16 protein-coding genes are annotated in these 16,640 nt (G+C 68.1%); 5 read left to right on the top strand and 11 right to left on the bottom strand.

Going from position 1 to position 16,640, the window contains the following annotated elements; all coding sequences use genetic code 11:
- Positions 1-373: 373 nt before the first annotated feature.
- Positions 374-655: a DUF4287 domain-containing protein gene (locus ABZV40_RS02890; RefSeq protein ID WP_355434754.1), complete on the bottom strand. Its 282-nt coding sequence runs from the start codon at positions 653-655 to the stop codon at positions 374-376.
- A gap of 106 nt (positions 656-761) precedes the next feature.
- On the opposite strand from ABZV40_RS02890, the gene ABZV40_RS02885 reads away from it, so the two are divergent.
- On the top strand, positions 762-1,178 hold the full coding sequence (locus tag ABZV40_RS02885; RefSeq protein ID WP_355434751.1) for a hypothetical protein: 417 nt from the start codon (positions 762-764) through the stop codon (positions 1,176-1,178).
- Here the strand turns inward: ABZV40_RS02885 and ABZV40_RS02880 are convergent.
- From ABZV40_RS02880 to ABZV40_RS02835, 10 genes are all read right to left on the bottom strand, one after another.
- Positions 1,175-1,612 carry a hypothetical protein gene (locus tag ABZV40_RS02880; protein WP_355434747.1) on the bottom strand — a complete coding sequence of 146 codons (438 nt, stop codon included), beginning with the start codon at positions 1,610-1,612 and terminating at the stop codon, positions 1,175-1,177. The two genes, ABZV40_RS02885 and ABZV40_RS02880, sit on opposite strands and share 4 nt — an antisense overlap.
- Positions 1,609-2,055, bottom strand: coding sequence for a hypothetical protein (locus ABZV40_RS02875; protein WP_355434744.1), 447 nt, complete (start codon positions 2,053-2,055; stop codon positions 1,609-1,611). The genes ABZV40_RS02880 and ABZV40_RS02875 overlap by 4 nt, the downstream gene beginning before the upstream one ends.
- 88 nt (positions 2,056-2,143) lie before the next feature.
- Positions 2,144-2,440, bottom strand: coding sequence for a zf-TFIIB domain-containing protein (locus ABZV40_RS02870; protein WP_355434741.1), 297 nt, complete (start codon positions 2,438-2,440; stop codon positions 2,144-2,146).
- Positions 2,441-2,478: 38 nt separating this feature from the next.
- Positions 2,479-3,303: a phosphotransferase gene (locus ABZV40_RS02865; RefSeq protein WP_355434738.1), complete on the bottom strand. Its 825-nt coding sequence runs from the start codon at positions 3,301-3,303 to the stop codon at positions 2,479-2,481.
- Between the two features lie 12 nt (positions 3,304-3,315).
- Positions 3,316-4,884: a hypothetical protein gene (locus ABZV40_RS02860; protein WP_355434735.1), complete on the bottom strand. Its 1,569-nt coding sequence runs from the start codon at positions 4,882-4,884 to the stop codon at positions 3,316-3,318.
- Positions 4,881-5,378 (bottom strand): hypothetical protein, encoded by a 498-nt coding sequence (locus ABZV40_RS02855; protein ID WP_355434732.1) that lies wholly within the window; start codon positions 5,376-5,378, stop codon positions 4,881-4,883. Before ABZV40_RS02855 ends, ABZV40_RS02860 begins: the two co-directional genes overlap by 4 nt.
- A complete protein-coding gene (locus tag ABZV40_RS02850) occupies positions 5,378-10,039 on the bottom strand; it encodes a hypothetical protein (RefSeq protein WP_355434729.1) in 4,662 nt (1,553 codons plus the stop codon). Before ABZV40_RS02850 ends, ABZV40_RS02855 begins: the two co-directional genes overlap by 1 nt.
- Before the next feature lie 18 nt (positions 10,040-10,057).
- Positions 10,058-10,369, bottom strand: a complete 312-nt coding sequence (locus tag ABZV40_RS02845) for a WXG100 family type VII secretion target (RefSeq protein ID WP_355434726.1) — start codon at positions 10,367-10,369, stop codon at positions 10,058-10,060.
- Positions 10,366-10,926 (bottom strand): YbaB/EbfC family nucleoid-associated protein, encoded by a 561-nt coding sequence (locus ABZV40_RS02840; protein WP_355434723.1) that lies wholly within the window; start codon positions 10,924-10,926, stop codon positions 10,366-10,368. Before ABZV40_RS02840 ends, ABZV40_RS02845 begins: the two co-directional genes overlap by 4 nt.
- 45 nt (positions 10,927-10,971) lie before the next feature.
- A complete protein-coding gene (locus tag ABZV40_RS02835) occupies positions 10,972-11,421 on the bottom strand; it encodes a hypothetical protein (RefSeq protein WP_355434720.1) in 450 nt (149 codons plus the stop codon).
- Between the two features lie 532 nt (positions 11,422-11,953).
- On the opposite strand from ABZV40_RS02835, the gene rpsL reads away from it, so the two are divergent.
- The 4 genes from rpsL to tuf all read left to right on the top strand — a co-directional run bounded on the left by rpsL (position 11,954) and on the right by tuf (position 16,323).
- The gene (gene rpsL / locus ABZV40_RS02830) at positions 11,954-12,328 is read left to right on the top strand and encodes a 30S ribosomal protein S12 (RefSeq protein ID WP_030473471.1); all 375 of its coding nucleotides are present in this window, start codon (positions 11,954-11,956) and stop codon (positions 12,326-12,328) included.
- A 1-nt stretch (position 12,329) separates the two neighbouring features.
- On the top strand, positions 12,330-12,800 hold the full coding sequence (gene rpsG / locus ABZV40_RS02825; protein WP_189259753.1) for a 30S ribosomal protein S7: 471 nt from the start codon (positions 12,330-12,332) through the stop codon (positions 12,798-12,800).
- A gap of 78 nt (positions 12,801-12,878) precedes the next feature.
- A complete protein-coding gene (gene fusA, locus ABZV40_RS02820; protein WP_355434717.1) occupies positions 12,879-14,981 on the top strand; it encodes an elongation factor G in 2,103 nt (700 codons plus the stop codon).
- A 148-nt stretch (positions 14,982-15,129) separates the two neighbouring features.
- The gene (gene tuf, locus ABZV40_RS02815) at positions 15,130-16,323 is read left to right on the top strand and encodes an elongation factor Tu (protein WP_355434714.1); all 1,194 of its coding nucleotides are present in this window, start codon (positions 15,130-15,132) and stop codon (positions 16,321-16,323) included.
- Positions 16,324-16,640 lie beyond the last annotated feature (317 nt).

Raw genomic sequence — 16,640 nt, 5'->3', positions numbered from 1 at the left:
GACGGCCCCTGGAGCTTTCGCTCCGGGGGCCGTTTCCGTTTTCTGATCTTGTCGGACCTGCTGAGTACGTTGAGATGTAGGGGTTCCCGGTTCGGGGGGACGCCTGCGTCAGCGTGCGGTTCCGTTGCGAGCGGCGGGATTTGTGGGTGGTCGCCTTGCGAGACGCGAGTTTGCGGTGGTCACCTTGCTCAGGGCGGGTCCTGTTTAGAGCTTCGGGGCTCCGCCCCGGACCCCGCCAATCTGATCAAGGACCGGCCAGCGCCTTACGCGGGTTGATGGCACGCCGGTTGCTTTGGGCGGCTTGCGGTTGCGTTGGTGCTTGCGGTGTCGGGTCCATCTGGAAAGACGGGCTCGGCTGCGCCATCGCGGGTGATCAGCGGTTTGCGAGTCCGTCGAGGCGGAGTGTTGTCGATTCGTCTCGGTGGGTGCCGGTGGTGCCCACGTGCTTCTCGCTGATGGTCGGGCCGTTCTTCAGCACGTGGTAGAGCGCCATGCCGTGGCCTCGGCCCAGGTCGTAGTCGGTCTTCAGCCACTCCAGGACCACGCCTGCCTTGGTGGTGGCGTCGTAGCCGCGTTCTGCGGCCGCTGCCAGCAGTTCGGCCGGCGTCTTGCCGGTCTTCTTCTCCGCGCCGTCGAGGTAGGCCTGGAAGGACATGGTCGGCTCCGTTCGTCGTGTGAACCGAGCGTAGGACAACTATCCCTGTCTTGACAAGAAAATTTGTCGGTAGAATCTGGTTGCGCGTGCCTGCTTCTATGAGCACATGGGGGAACTGTGGTGGAGCGATGTTCGCGAGTGGTTCGACCCGTCGGACGCTTACCTGCATGACGGATGCGTTGTTGGAGCAGGGCGTGGTGGCCGGGCTGCTGTCGACGGGTTGGTGCAGGCGCGGGGCTGGAGGTCGGAAGTCCTGATGGGCGGAACGCTCGCGGTCTGGCCTGCGGAAGGGTTTCAGGTCAATTTCCTCCTCGTCGAGGGCGAGGATCTTGACTTCGACATCGACGTTCGAGAGTTGCAGGGGCAGGATCGAGTGGACTTGCTCGGCGCGTTCTTGCGTGCGGTGGGACAGGCGTTCGGGCGGCCGGTCGCGTTGGCCTTCGAAGGGCTCGACCCCAGGAACGTGCCGTACCTGCACTACGACTCGAAGGCTGATGACTTCGTGTTGGACCGGGAGTCCTAGCGGCGGCGGGCTCGGGCCAAGGCTCGGGCTCGGATGACGAGGTCGTCGACGAGGTTCTCGTCGACCAGGGGTGGGACGCCGGGCTCGTCGGTGCAGCAGCGGGGCTTGGTGCGCTTCTCCGAGAGGCGGGGGCGTACGCCTGCCATCTCGTAGAGGGCTTCGTAGAGGTCCAGGCCCGGGTCGTCGTCGTGCGGGCCGACCAGGAGGACCCACACGACGTCGGGGGACGGGAAGGCGACCACTACTCGGTCGGCGCCTCGCAGGTGCTTCACGCAGAGGCGGGGGAGGGGTTCTGGGCCCGTCACTCGGTAGCCGAGGGCGGCGCAGCCCGAGTGGGCGAGGTCGTCCAGGAAGCGTTCGTAGGCCAGGCGGGCTCGGCCGCGCAGGCCGTTGGCCTGGGCGTGTGCGGTGTGGGTTTCTACTACCTGGATCAAGCTTGGCGGACCACGCGTCCCTTGCCGCTGCGCATCTCGTCCAGGGAGGTGGCGAGGTCGGAGCGGTCCAGCAGTGACTGGTCGCTCAGGCGGCGGTGGACTTCGTCGATGAGGCCGCGGGTTTTGCCTGCGCGGCGGAGGTCGGAGACGAGGTGGAGGACCTCGTGCAGGCGCACGGTGTCGAGGAGCATGCGCGGTTCTTGGCTGTGGATGGCCAGTACGCCTTCGCGGGCCCAGGCCTTCACGGTTTTCTCGGTGAGGTCGAGGAGCTCGCCTGCCACCACGGGGCGCACCGGTGGGGCCTGGCGGAGGGTTTTGGCCACTACGCCATCGAGCTTGCGGCGGCGTTCGTCGTCTTCTGCCAGGGATGATGCCACGGACTCGATCTCTTCGATCGTTTCGAAGAGGTCCCGGATGTGGGCGGCCTCGGTCGCGACAGACATGGCTACTCCTCCCGTTGACTACCGATTATCTACCCGTTTTTCGGTAGTCGTCAACGGCCCCGGAGCAGGGATCCGGGGCCGCGCGGACTCACGAGGAGAAGAAGAGGCCTGCGAGCCCGTGGTGCTTGCGGTGGCCGTAGTAGCCGTGGCCGCCGTGGTGGTGGTGAACCTGCGGCGCGGCACCCCATGCGGGCTGGGCCGGGTAGTGCGCCGGAGGCGGCGGCGGGGCGACGGGCGGCGGCGTGTGCATCTGGGTTTCGAGGCGGGTGATCGACTCCAGCTCGCCGTAGTCGAGGAAGACCCCGCGGCAGCCGTCGCACTGCTCGATGTGGACGCCCATGCGGTCGAACGTGCGCATATTTGCATGACACTTGGGACACTGCATCGTGTGAGCCTCCTGGGTGGGACCGGACAAAAGCGATATTAGCGGCGGTCTCCGGTGTCGTGCGTCGCGATGATCCGACGGCACGCATCGATCAGCGGTTCCACTGCCTGCAGACCGGTCATGAGAGCCCGTGCCGCCATCTGAACAACGTATGCCTGGGCCGGGATGTTGAGGACGTCCCATTCCGATGTCGTCAGGGCCACACCGCCCGTTTCACGGTAGGTGTCGAGGAACCGCGCCCAAAGATCACCGGGCAGGATGCCCGCCGCGAACAACGCCGCAGGTCGCGCCAGGTCCCACACCGGATCGCCCACGCCGAGGTCGTCCACGTCGATGAGTCGCCAGGCCCCTCGGTGCACGAGCTGCCCGAGGTGCCAGTCGCCGTGGATCAGCGCTCGCCCGGCCAGGTCCAGAGACGGCAGCGCTTGGAACGCCTCCAAGACGACACCAGCGTCCGGCAGATCGGGTGGCAGGGCCTTGATGGCGCGCACGATCCGCTCCGGCGCTCCGGCCACCGGCCCCTGCGCGGGCAACGCGTGCAGCTTCGCCAGCAGCGCCGCGCTCTCCTCCCACGGCGCCGCGTCGGGGTCGGCCTGGCTCACCGGCGTCCCGTACGGCCACACCGTCACGGGCCGATCCTCGACGAACCGCAGGGGCTTGAGCGGCGGCAGCATCAGCTCCGGATGCGCCGCCGCGATCTCCAGGCGTTGCGCGAGGGCCTCGACGTCGGTGCCCGCCTGGTGCGCCTTGGCCACCACGTCGCCAACGCGCACCACCACGACGTCACCGCGGTCGCCGCCGAGCACCTCCGGATCGGCGGAAGAGCCGGTCAGCGAGGCCATCGCCGCGATCAGGTCGTCCACGTGCACAGTGAATCAGGCCCGCTGCAACGAACCCGCGTAGGCGTAGAAGAAGCCGATCAGGTAGGTCGCCGCGTCACCGGGACTGTCGAACTCGGCGTAGAAACGGCGTTCGCCGTCGTGCAGCCAGAACACCGCGTACCGGTCGACCTTGCGCAGCAGGCAGAGCGCGCCATCGGCGACGTCGCCCAGCGAGTAGCTCGCCGGGTCCAGGTTGAGGTGGGCCGCGACGGCCAGCACGGCTTTGCGGGCCTGGTCGAACTCGTCTGCGAGGCCGGGCTCGAAGAGCTCGAGGGTGTTCGGCTCCGTGTCGATGAGTGCGATCTGGTTGGTGGCCGCCGACAGTGCTCGTGCTCGCTGTGGGGACGGAACGCGAGCCGGCAGCTCGTACCGGTGCAGCCGGACGTGGGCCAGGAACGCGAGATCAGGACACACGCGGTGGGTGCGCAGGTAGTAGGCGACCGAACTGGACCACACCCAGCGGCCGTCCGTCTGGTAGGCCATCGGCACCCGCTGCGGACGTGCGGGGTCGAGCAGGTCGGGCACGAGCTCGCGGGAGGCGAGCACGACCGGTGCCTTGTCGAGGTAGGCGAGGACGGCCTCCACCTCGGAGCTGGACATGGCCGGGCGGAACAGTTTCGGCACGCCGTCTGTCGTGATGCCGTCGAAGGTGCGCACCAGTGACACCGGTTCCAAGTCGTCACGTGCCGGCATGCGGCTGCCCGGGTTGAACGGGCCCCAGTCGTCGTGGTCCTGGGCGGCTGCCAGTACGAGCCAGTCCGGGGTCTCCCACAGGGCGCGGGGGAAGTACGCGAGCTCGTTCCTGATATGCCGGTAGCGCGGGCCGCCGCGCCGGGGCCTGGGGAAGAACGACTTCCAGCGAGGTTCCACCGCCCAGTCGACTCGCAGGGTCGGCGACCCACCGCGCGTCAGCACGAAGTTCGCCCGGTACCAGGCACCGCCGGGGGTGTGGAACCCCGCCGCGCGCAGCCGGTGGAACCACTGGCTGACCTCCACGGGCGGCAGCCAGTGCACCTCGTCACCGGCCGCGGTGACCGCGGACGTGGTGAGCAGCTGCCAGCCCGCGAGGGCGTCGCACTCGACCCGGATCTCCGCCCAGCCGTCGGGCGCGTGGTCGGACAGGAGCACTGCGATCCGGTCCGCGATCTCGTCCACGGAGGTGTGTGGCTTCTCGTGAGGGCTCGGCGTCACCTGCAGGAACGGCACCGTTCCCGGCTGAAGTTCCTCCAGCTCGTCGAACCGCACCAGGCTGATCCGGTCGAACGCGGTGACCGGCATGGTCTGCCGGGGGAGGTTCTCGGTCTGCGGCGTGGCGGCGCGGACCAGCAGTCCGTCGGCGCGCACCTCGTCCACGTACAGCGCCTGCTCACCGGCCATCCCGACAACGTGCAGGTCGAAGAGCGACTCCACGAGGGGCAGCATCGTCAGGGTCTCGGACCCGCTCAGGCGCAGCAGACAGCCCCAGCCGTTCGTGGTCTTGAAGCCCGGCTCCGACTGCTCGATCTGGTCGTTGCTCACGGCGTGGAAGCCCTGCGGCAGGACCTCCGGAAGAACTGCCTTCATGACTGCGCCTCGGTGCTTTCGTTGGCAGTGATGCCGATGACGATGGTTTTGTGTGTCGTCTGCGGCTTGCGGGAGTTCTGCAGCTCCAGTCCCAGCCGCCGCAAAAGAGCTGCTTCCATCGTCATTTCCAGCTCGGAGGCGTTGTTGAACCGGATGGTCAAGTTCGGGTCCGCGCAGACGAATTTGACCAGGTCCCATCCGCGGATGGCGATGCGCTCAGTTCTACGGGTGAACGGGCTGTAGGCCATGTCGGTGTACAGGTCGAGAATCCGTGTCCCGCGCTCGTCCGTGCTGATCTCCAGCTCGTTCAGCTCTGTCGCGGCGGTGTACAGGTCATGCACGCAGAAGTCCCAGATGAGGCTGCGGATCGGGGCATGGCCGTGCAGCGTCCTCCAGATCGTCGCGTCGAACCTGTACCCGTACTTGTCCGGGTGATCTTCGATCGGCGCGGTGACCGGCAGGTGCGCGTCGAGGCTCGTCTCGGTGATGTGCATCAGCGGTCTCCCATCTGGCTCAGGTACTTGAACCTTCGGTTAACGAGCGCTCCCACAACCTTCGTGCTGGTCGGGTTGCCTGATCCGTCGAGCGTCACTTGGAGTTTCCAGATCCGGTAGATGTTCTCGTTAGGCATGCCGCCGGCGAACAGGTACTCGTTCTCGCGGTGCGGTGACGCCACGCCCGCATCGTGGAAGCTGGCGTCGACGTCGATGCCGTTCGGGTGGTACGCCTCGACGATGTAGTCGATCATCACGTGACCCGCTTCGACCTCGCCGGGAGGTAGCGCAGATGGGCTGCGGCTGATCGCGTGATCGAGGCTGTCGGTAAACGACACGTAGATGCTGTCGGTGTCGCCGCCGATGTGCGCTTCGGCGTTGCCTCTGGTGCCCTTGGGTGCGATTCCCGAGCCGTTCTCCACGCCGCGGATCTCGTAGCTCATCCGGCGGAACATCGCCTTCCTCGGGTTCAGGAAGTCCGGCTCGTTGCGGTGGATGAGCCGGTCGCCGTTGCCACTCGTGTTGAAGTGCAGCTGCGCGGGGTGGACCGGCACCACGGTGTTCGCGTACGCGCCGGGCGGGATCTGCGCGGTGCGTCCGGGTGGCAGGTCGTCCGACTTCGGCGTGAACGTGTGTGCCGGAGCCTCCGGCTGTCCGTACTTGGAGACGTGCTCGGCGAGCTCTTTCAGGTAGCCCGGTGTGAGCCTGTCGGGACGCTCCAGCGTCGGGATCTCGCGCGGAATCTCGATGAACTTGCCGTCGAGGCCGACCTTGTAGTGCACGACCTCGGACTTGAGCTTCATCCGGTCGTAGCCGAAGTAGAACCCCTTGTCCTTCGCGTACAGCTCCAGTGCCCGTTCGCGCAGGGCGAGCTCGGTCGCCGTGATCGGGCGATCGCGGGTCATGGTGAGCTGTTCTTCCAGCGGCACCCATTCGACGCCGTCGGGCGTCCGCTGGATCTCTTTCGGTTGCTCTGCAACGGGTGGCTGGTGGTGCTGCTGCGGTGCGTCGACCCGCTCCGGATGCTGCTGCGGTGCGACGACGGGTTCCGGTTGGTGCTGAGGCCGGTGCTCCGGTGCCGCGTGGCGCGGGTCCGGGCCGAACGACTGAGGCGGGGGCTGCATCGGGCGCGGCGGCAGGGGACGGCCGTCCGGACCGGGTGGCGGGACGGGACGCCGCTGGTCGTGGTTGGGGACGAAACCGGGTGCCTGGCGCGGGGGATGGGTCTGGTTCGGTGCAGGCGCCTGCCGGTGCTGCTGCTGGTTCGGGTCGAACCCGCCCTGGCCGAACCCACGTGGCCCGAAGGCGCCGGGCTGCTGCTGCGGGAACCGGCGAGGCTCCGGCTGAGGCATGCGCTGTTGCTGCTGGTGCCTCGGGTCGTGCCTCATCGGGTTCGGCTGGCCGCCTTGGGGGAGCCGGCCCGGCGGCGGTCCCTGCACGGGACGTTGCGGACCCCGTTCCGGTTGCAGGAAACCGGGAGGCGGGCCCTGGCGGTTGAACTGCTGACGGGGGTTCGGCTGGTGGTGGTTCGGCGGTGCCTGGTTCGGCGTCCACTGCGGTTGTTCGCCGCCGCGGATCGGGTGTGGTGGCGGAGCGTTGCGGGCGGGGACGAAGTGCCAGTTGTCGTTGGCGTCTGTGACCCACGTGCCGTCCTCGCCGCGGCGCCAGGCGCGCGGTCGGTCCTCCGGCGTCACGTCGCCCCAGGTCGGTGAGGAGCCGGGCGGGGTGGGCCTGTCGTGCTTGGTGCTCGTGCCGTCCGGCCGGAACGTGACCCAGTCGCCGTTCGGCGGCCAGCCCGGCGAGAAGTCGCCGCGCTTGGCGTCGAAGTGCGTCGAGCTCGCGAAGACGTTGCCCATGTCGTCGACCCACGCGTCTTTGGTGGGGGAGACGACGTCGACGCCGAGCTCCTGGCTCAGGCGGGCAGCGAACCCGTCCGACTTCGTGCCGGTCTGGCAGGAGATGAGGCGGATCGGCTGCTTGCCGTCCCAGTCGCCGCTGCCGCGGATGATGTCGGCGAGGTTCTTCGGCGTCAGCTCGGTGTTCCCGACGCGGACGCTGTCGGATGAACCGTGCAGGTCGACGGTGTAGCGGTGGGGGTCGGGAGCGACCATCGCCGCGGAGTGCGGGTAGGCCTTGTAGTTGCTGTCGTGCAACGACAAGCCGGCCTTGGTGTGCTTGACGTCGTTCTGCAGGTGCTTGAGGCCGTCCGGCAGCGGTACCGGAGTCCTGAGTCGCTTGCTCTCCTCCCACGGCGTGCGCGCGGACCGCTCGTGCGGCGTCGTGGCGTCGGAGGGCGGACGTGGCACGTGGCCAGTCGGCGGACCGGCGGGGTGTGGTGGCCCTGACTGGTGCGGTGCTGTCTGGTGCGGTGGCCCTGCCTGGTGCGGTGGCGCAGAGTGCGGTGGCGCGGCGTGCGAGGGCGGTCCCGCCGGGTGGGGTGCGCGCTGCGGGTTCGGGCCGACCGGCGGCGCGTGCTGCGATGACCGCTGGGGAGGCGGGCCCTGCTGGTGGTGCGCGGGCTGCGGGCCCCTGGGCGGTGGTGCCTGGTGCCGAGGGGGTGCTTGGTACTGCGGGGCGGACGTGTTGCCTGGTGGCGGCACGTGCGTCGGCGCCGGCTGCTGGGGCGACGGGTGCTGCTGCGGTGACGGGGAGTCTGCGGGCGGGCGGTTCGGTGGCGGCGCCAGTGAGGTGCTGATCGCCGCCTGGTGGACACCGTCCGGGGACGTGGTCCGCTGCGAGGGGTTCGACGGTGCCTGGGTCGGGCTGAGCGGTCCGCCGGGCCCGGGGCCGGACGGCGTCGAGTGCACGGGAGCGGGTCGACTGGGAGAAGGCCCTGCCGGTGGGTGGCCAGGCCCGGTGGGGGTGGGGCCGCCTGCGACTGGACCACCGTGTTGCGGTCCGACTGGCACCGGTCCGCCGGGCACTGGGCCGCCGGGGTGCAGGCCGCCGGGCACGGGGCCACCCGGAGTCGGGCCACCGGGTACGGGGCCGCTGGGAGTTGGGCCGGCTGAAGCTGGGGTGCTGTGGCTCGGGGCGCTGGGTGCGTGGCTGCCGGGAGTCGGGCCTCCCGAAGGCGTGCCTCCCGGGGGCGGTCCGCCTGGGGTGTGGCCACCGGGAGCCATCGGCGCGCCGCCCCCGAGCGGCGGCCCAGAAGTCGCGGGGCCTCCGTGAACAGGCCCGCCCGTGCCGCTCGGTGCGGGACCGGGCGAGGCGGGACCACTGTGAGCAGGGCCCGCGCTGCTCGGCGCCGAGGCGCTGACGGCCGGTGTGTGGCTGCTGCCGGCCGGCGACGGACTGTTCGGTGGCGGACCGCCCGCGGTGGGCGAGTGGGAACCGCCGGAAGGGCCGGTGCCACCTGCCGAGCTGGGGCTGCTGCTCGGCGAGAAGCCGCTCGAAGGCGCGTTCATCGGGGCTGCGGACGTTGACCGCGGTGCGGGCGTGGCGCTTTGTGGTGCCGCTGCTGGGGCGGGCTGGGCGGGTGCCTGCTGGAAACCCTGCGGAGGTGGTGCGGAAGAGGAAGCGGGTGCCGTGTCGGGGGTGGCCGGGCGGTGGGTCGGTTGCTCGACAGGAGGAGCCGCGAACGACGTGTTCACCGTGTCGGCGGCGCGGGGTGGTGGCGGGGTGTCCGCTGTGGACGGAGAGGACGACGGCGGTGCCGAAGGCATCGGCGGCGCGTGTGGGGCGTCCATGCGGGATGGGGCGTCCGGGCGGGACGTGGGCATGTCGCCGGCGGTGGGGACGTCGATGTGGGAGTTGAGGCCCTCGACGTGGGACTTGGCGCCGCTCACGGTGCCGCTGACGGCGCCGCTGGTGCCTGCTTTGAGGACGTCGTCGAGTTTGATGCCCTCCTCGCTCATGGCGCCTTCGACGAGGGCGCTGCCCATGCCGGTGATGGCCTCTTCGGCGGCGTTGCGGCCGATGGACCTGCCGAGGGAGTGGCCGACGCCCTCACCGAAGGCCTTGCCCATGCCCTCGCCGACGCCGAAGCCGACGACGCCCGAGATGAGGCCCGACTTGGCGGCGTCGAGGGTCAGGTTCGTGTCGACGGAGTCGCGCGTGCCCTCGGCCAGCTGGATGCCCTGGACGGCCAGGTCGGTGGCCACGGAGGTGGCCACCTCGATGCCGACCTGCATGGCGAGCTTGCCGAGGAGGTTGCGGCCCACCTGCTGCATGAGGCGTTGGACGAGCTGGCGGAAGATGATCTGCACGCCCGCGCGGGTGGCCATCTGGGCCGGGACGATGCCCGCTGTCGAAGCGCCGAAGGTGCCGACGGCGGAGGCGATCATCATGGCGATCTGGATGGCCAGGATCACCAGGGCGATGATGATCGAGAGCTTGGCGTACTCGACCTGCATCGCGCAGTTGCGGCAGGCCGTGGAGAGCTTCTCCGAGACGTCCTTCATCTTGGGCAAGGTGGCTTCCTCGCCCTTGACGAACTGCTCCCAGTACTTCTTGAACGCCTCGGCGGCCTCACCGTCCATGTGGGACGTCGCCTCTTTGACCGCGTCCTCGGCCTCGCGCATGGCGTTGCCGATGTCGGTCGCCGCGGTCTTCCACACTTCAGCGAGGCGCTGCAGTGCCGTCTCGTCGCCTTCGGGCCAGTCGTCGCCCACCACGATGGGGATCAACCAGCGGACCTCGGCGGGCATCTCGATGCCCACGCCATTCCCCCAGAATGCTCAGCCGCTGATGCCGCGTGCGTTGAAGTCGTCCTGCTGCTCCATGAGGTTCGCGGACTCTTCGAGGTTCTTGCCGATGTCCTGCAACGTCTGGGCGACCTTCGCCATCACCTCGCGGACGCCCTGCGAGGCGGGGACGTAGTCGGTGCCGAACTTCTGGCCCGCCTCGTCGTTGCCCCAGCACTGGCCCTCCGCGTCGAGGCCGCGGGCCAGCGCGGCCGCGTGCGTCGCCATCTCCTCGCCGGTGCGGCCCATCTTGGACGCCGCCGACCGCACGCCGGCCGCGTCCATCCACGTGTGGCCACCGGTCACCAGTTGTTCCCCCGGCCCATGATCGAGCTGCCGCCGAAGTCGTCGTCGTCCGGCTCGGAGGACGCGGCACGCTGCACGGGGCGGGCCTCGCGGCGCAGCACCGAGGAGCCGAAGTCCTCATCGGACGGTGGCGGCGGAGGTGGCGGCTCGTCGCGCTGCTCCACCTTGAAGATGTCCTTCAACGACGGCGCGCCCGGCACGATGTCGGGCAGGTCGACCATGCCCTCTTCCGACGTCAGCGGGGCCATCTGGGCGTTGACCTGGTCGCGGACGTTCCCGGCGGCGCGGCGGGCCACCTGCGTGATCGTCTGCGCCAGCTGCTCCGGTGTCACCCGTTCGAACGCCCGCGGGCCCAGCTCCAGCTTGTCCAGCACCCCGGTCGAGTCGACCGTCACCACGACGTTGCCGTCGGGGGAGGACGCCACGCCGGTCATCGCCGCGATGGCCGCCTGGGCGTCGCGCAACCCGTCGGTGCGCTGCTTGAGCTCCCTCATCAGGTTGTCGAGGGTGCCGCGCAACTCTGCGTTACGAGCCGCTAGCTGATCGTCGTCGAGCACCACGGCAACGTACCGAACCTCGGCGAGTCCCGTAGCCCGAACAGCTCAGTTGGTGATGCAGATCGTCTTCATCGGCTGCGAGTACGTCCTCGAGTCGTTCCCGGCGCACAACGAGCGGTCGGACGTGCCGTCGACGACCTTGGTCACCTTGCGGGTTCCCGTTCCGCACGCCACGCGCTGGAAGTACTGGTTCGTCGCTTTGAGACAGTCGCCCTCGCGGACGTTGAGCACGTAGCAGTACCTGGTCCCGCCTGTCTTCCGCGACCGCCCGGACGACTCGTCCAGGTAGTCACCGGTCGGGCACATCGTGCGCCTCTCGCGCGACGACACCCGGTACACGGCCTCGTCGGACGAACAGTCCACTTCGGCCATGTTCACGCTGGTGCCGTTCACGTCGACCTGCTTCGCGCACTCGCCGACGCCGGCCTGTTCGTGCCACCCGGAGCAGCCGGCGAGGGTCAGCGTCAGCGCGGCGAGCAGAACGGCGAGTTTCACGGCTTCCCCAGGCAGATGGTCGTGGCGGACTGTGCGTGGAAGGTGGGTCTTCTCGCCGGGACCGAGGCAGGCCCGGGCACGTCCCCGGATCGAGTGACCCAGTCGCCTGCGGACTGGTTGTGCCCGTCCTCGAGGTGCGGGCCGGCCAGAACTGTGAAACCCGCCACGGACGGAGCCGTCAGCACGCCCGGCACGATCCACTGCCGCCACACCGCTCGCGCCTTCCCGTCGGGATGAATCCGCAGGCCTGATGTCTACTGCACGTGCACGTGCGGCACCCCCGTTTTGACCCGGGTAGACGTGGGCGGGTATCTTTGCTACTCGTGCCCGACCCATGTCGGGCCGCTCCGCGTGCCCGTGAGGCAGCGGTGTCCTCCACTCGCAGTGGCAGTTGAAGCCCTTGGTGGTCTGAACTGTTGCTTGCGGACCTTGGGAGCGGGCGACACGCCCGACCTCGGGTGCAGAGAGGGAACAAGAAACACGAGGGTGAACCGCGAGGCGAACCCGCAAAGACGGAAGAAGCAGCCGGCGAATGCCAACGATCCAGCAGCTGGTCCGCAAGGGCCGCCAGGACAAGGTGGCGAAGCAGAAGACGGCGGCCCTCAAGGGCTCGCCGCAGCGGCGCGGTGTGTGCACCCGCGTTTACACCACCACCCCCAAGAAGCCGAACTCCGCACTGCGCAAGGTCGCTCGCGTGAAGCTGACCAGCGGTATCGAGGTCACGGCGTACATCCCCGGTGAGGGTCACAACCTCCAGGAGCACTCGATGGTGCTCGTGCGTGGCGGTCGTGTGAAGGACCTGCCGGGTGTTCGTTACAAGATCATCCGTGGCTCTCTCGACACCCAGGGTGTGAAGAACCGCAAGCAGGCTCGCAGCCGTTACGGCGCGAAGAAGGAGAAGAGCTGAGATGCCCCGCAAGGGACCGGCCCCCAGGCGGCCGCTGATCTCCGACCCGGTCTACAGCTCGCCGCTCGTGACTCAGCTCATCAACAAGGTGCTGATCGACGGCAAGCGCTCGGTGGCCGAGAAGATCGTCTACGAAGCCCTCGAGGGCGCTCGCGAGAAGACCGGCACCGACCCGGTCGTCACGCTGAAGCGCGCGCTCGACAACGTGAAGCCGGCTCTCGAGGTCAAGAGCCGCCGCGTCGGTGGCGCGACCTACCAGGTCCCGGTCGAGGTCAAGCCCGGCCGTGCCACCACGCTGGCGCTGCGCTGGCTGATCACCTTCTCGCGGCAGCGTCGTGAGAAGACCATGGTCGAGCGTCTGATGAACGAGCTGCTCGATGCGAGCAACGGTCTCGGTGCGAGCGTCAAGCGCCGTGAGGACACGCACAAGATGGCCGAGTCCAACAAGGCCTTCGCCCACTACCGCTGGTGATGTGACGCCCGGCCTCGCGAGAGGCCGGGCTCTCCCAGCCCTAGTGAGCTCACGAAGCTCAAGACAGGGGAAAGACCCGTGGCACAGGACGTGCTCACTGATCTTGCCAAGGTCCGCAACATCGGGATCATGGCCCACATCGACGCGGGCAAGACCACGACGACTGAGCGGATCCTCTTCTACACGGGGATCAGCTACAAGATCGGCGAGGTCCACGACGGCGCTGCCGTGATGGACTGGATGGAGCAGGAGCAGGAGCGCGGCATCACCATCACGTCGGCCGCGACGACCTGCTACTGGAAGAACCACCAGATCAACCTGATCGACACGCCCGGCCACGTCGACTTCACCGTCGAGGTCGAGCGCAACCTGCGCGTCCTCGACGGCGCCGTTGCCGTCTTCGACGGCAAGGAGGGCGTCGAGCCGCAGTCCGAGCAGGTCTGGCGGCAGGCGACCAAGTACGACGTCCCGCGCATCTGCTTCGTCAACAAGATGGACAAGCTGGGCGCGGACTTCTACTTCACCATCCGCACCATCTCCGAGCGCCTCGGCGCGAAGCCGCTCCCGATCCAGATCCCGATCGGTGCCGAGAGCGACTTCATCGGCGTCGTCGACCTGGTCGAGATGCGCGCTCTGACGTGGCGTGGCGAGGTCCAGAAGGGCGAGGACTACACGGTCGAGGAGATCCCGGCCGACCTCGTCGACAAGGCGCAGGAGTTCCGCGAGGCGCTTCTCGAGGCCGTTGCCGAGACCAGCGACGAGCTGATGGAGAAGTTCCTGGAGGAGGGCGACCTCTCCGTCGACGAGATCAAGGCGGGTATCCGCAAGATCGTCGCCGAGGGCACCGCCTACCCGGTGCTGTGCGGTTCCGCGTTCAAGAACAAGGGCGTTCAGCCCATGCTCGACGCGGTGATCGACTTCCTGCCGTCGCCGCTGGACCTCCCGCCGGTCGAGGGCACGCTGCAGGACGGCGAGACGCCGGCCTTCCGCAAGGCGGACTCCAGCGAGCCGTTCTCGGCGCTGGCGTTCAAGATCGCCGTGCACCCGTTCTTCGGCAAGCTGACCTACATCCGGGTCTACTCGGGCAAGGTCGCCTCCGGCACCCAGGTCGTCAACGCGACCAAGGACCGCAAGGAGCGCATCGGGAAGATCTTCCAGATGCACGCCAACAAGGAGAACCCGGTCACCGAGGCCATCGCCGGTCACATCTACGCCGTGATCGGTCTGAAGGACACCACGACCGGTGAGACCCTTGCCGACCCGGCCAACCCGATCGTCCTCGAGTCGATGACGTTCCCGGAGCCGGTCATCCAGGTCGCCATCGAGCCCAAGACGAAGGCCGACCAGGAGAAGCTGGGCACCGCGATCCAGAAGCTCGCCGAGGAGGACCCGACCTTCCGGGTCAACCTGGACGAGGAGACCGGCCAGACCATCATCGCCGGCATGGGCGAGCTCCACCTGGACATCCTGGTGGACCGCATGCGCCGCGAGTTCAAGGTCGAGGCCAACATCGGCAAGCCGCAGGTGGCGTACCGCGAGACCATCCGCAAGAAGGTCGAGAAGTACAGCTACACGCACAAGAAGCAGACCGGTGGTTCCGGCCAGTTCGCGAAGGTCCTCATCGACCTCGAGCCGCTGGAGAAGACCGAGGACGGCGCTCTCTACGAGTTCGTCAACGCGGTCACCGGTGGTCGCATCCCGCGCGAGTACATCCCGTCGGTCGACGCGGGTGCTCAGGACGCGATGCAGTACGGCGTGCTGGCGGGCTACCCGCTGGTCGGCGTGAAGGTGACGCTGCTCGACGGCGCCTACCACGAGGTCGACTCGTCGGAAATGGCGTTCAAGATCGCCGGCTCCATGGCGCTGAAGGAAGCTGCTCGTCAGGCTTCCCCGGCGATCCTCGAGCCGCTGATGGCGGTCGAGGTCACGACGCCCGAGGAGTACATGGGTGACGTGATCGGCGACCTGAACTCCCGCCGTGGCCAGATCCAGGCCATGGAGGAGCGCAGCGGTACCCGTGTCGTCAAGGCGCTGGTTCCGCTGTCGGAAATGTTCGGGTACGTGGGTGACCTGCGGTCCAAGACCCAGGGTCGTGCCAACTACTCGATGGTGTTCGACTCCTACGCAGAGGTTCCCGCGAACGTCTCGAAGGAGATCATCGCGAAGGCGACTGGGGAGTAACCCCACACCGGAGCACCGCAGTTCCACCGCGGGCTCTCCGGGGGTGACTCCCTGGGGTCCGCAATCCCGACCCTGACGTGTCAGTCCGGCGGGCGGCCACTACATTGCCCGCCGGACCAGCAAAGAAGAAGTCCAGGAGGACAATCCAGTGGCGAAGGCGAAGTTCGAGCGGACGAAGCCGCACGTCAACATCGGCACCATCGGTCACATCGACCATGGCAAGACCACGCTGACCGCGGCGATCTCCAAGGTTCTGCACGACGCGTACCCCGATGTGAACGCTTCGTTCGCGTTCGACCAGATCGACAAGGCGCCGGAAGAGAAGCAGCGCGGTATCACGATCTCGATCGCTCACATCGAGTACCAGACCGAGAACCGTCACTACGCGCACGTCGACTGCCCCGGTCACGCCGACTACATCAAGAACATGATCACCGGTGCGGCGCAGATGGACGGCGCCATCCTGGTGGTCGCGGCGACCGACGGCCCGATGCCGCAGACGAAGGAGCACGTCCTCCTGGCCCGCCAGGTCGGCGTCCCCTACATCGTCGTCGCGCTCAACAAGGCCGACATGGTCGACGACGAGGAGATCCTGGAGCTCGTCGAGCTCGAGGTCCGCGAGCTGCTCTCCGAGTACGAGTTCCCGGGCGACGACCTGCCGGTCGTGCGCGTTTCGGCGCTGAAGGCGCTGGAGGGCGACGAGACCTGGGGCAAGTCCGTCCTCGAGCTCATGGCGGCTGTCGACTCCGCGATCCCGGAGCCGGCCCGTGAGACCGACAAGGCGTTCCTGATGCCGGTCGAGGACGTCTTCACGATCACCGGTCGTGGCACGGTCGTCACCGGCCGTATCGAGCGCGGCATCATCAAGGTCAACGAAGAGGTCGAGATCGTCGGCATCAAGGAGACCTCGAAGAAGACCACGGTCACCTCGATCGAGATGTTCAAGAAGTTCCTCGACGAGGGCCAGGCCGGCGACAACGCCGCCCTGCTGCTCCGCGGCATCAAGCGCGAGGAGGTGGAGCGCGGCATGGTCATCGTCAAGCCGGGCACCACGACCCCGCACACCGAGTTCGAGGCTCAGGTCTACATCCTGTCCAAGGACGAGGGTGGCCGCCACACGCCGTTCTTCAACAACTACCGTCCGCAGTTCTACTTCCGGACCACGGACGTGACCGGCGTTGTGACGCTGCCTGAGGGCACCGAGATGGTCATGCCGGGTGACACCACCGGTATGACGGTCAAGCTGATCCAGCCGATCGCCATGGACGAGGGCCTCCGCTTCGCGATCCGCGAGGGTGGCCGCACCGTCGGCGCCGGCTCGGTCACCAAGATCATCAAGTGACCCAGCTGTAGCAGCAGTTCGGCGCAAGGCCGGGCCAACGACCTCGTTGGCCCGGCCTTCGTCGTTGTAGGACCCGATGTGTGCGTCAGCTCACGTCACACCGCGCAGGGTGAACGGGCGCAGATCGGCTGCGGGGGATTCCGTTGCCGGACAAAGAAACCGTCACGGTCGTCGCTCCACAAGCGACGGACGGGGTGGTTCACCGGCCAAGATCCGCACGTGATCTGCCTCCAACTCACCCACCCCGATTTGGACCGCCTCACGCCCGTGTGGCATCCTTTACGGGTTGCTCGACGAAGGCCGGGTCGCACTCGTGC

Origin of the sequence: Lentzea sp. NPDC004782 (assembly GCF_040609115.1) — a bacterium.
Taxonomy (GTDB): Bacteria; Actinomycetota; Actinomycetes; order Mycobacteriales; family Pseudonocardiaceae; genus Lentzea.
This window is presented reverse-complemented; position numbering and strand designations above follow the sequence as displayed.

Coding starts and splice junctions, on each gene's coding strand:
- ABZV40_RS02890 (WP_355434754.1), bottom strand. CDS start 655: ATGTCCTTCCAGGCCTACCTCGACGGCGCGGAGAAGAAGACCGGCAAG.
- ABZV40_RS02885 (WP_355434751.1), top strand. CDS start 762: ATGGGGGAACTGTGGTGGAGCGATGTTCGCGAGTGGTTCGACCCGTCG.
- ABZV40_RS02875 (WP_355434744.1), bottom strand. CDS start 2,055: ATGTCTGTCGCGACCGAGGCCGCCCACATCCGGGACCTCTTCGAAACG.
- ABZV40_RS02870 (WP_355434741.1), bottom strand. CDS start 2,440: ATGCAGTGTCCCAAGTGTCATGCAAATATGCGCACGTTCGACCGCATG.
- ABZV40_RS02860 (WP_355434735.1), bottom strand. CDS start 4,884: ATGAAGGCAGTTCTTCCGGAGGTCCTGCCGCAGGGCTTCCACGCCGTG.
- ABZV40_RS02855 (WP_355434732.1), bottom strand. CDS start 5,378: ATGCACATCACCGAGACGAGCCTCGACGCGCACCTGCCGGTCACCGCG.
- rpsL (WP_030473471.1), top strand. CDS start 11,954: ATGCCAACGATCCAGCAGCTGGTCCGCAAGGGCCGCCAGGACAAGGTG.
- rpsG (WP_189259753.1), top strand. CDS start 12,330: ATGCCCCGCAAGGGACCGGCCCCCAGGCGGCCGCTGATCTCCGACCCG.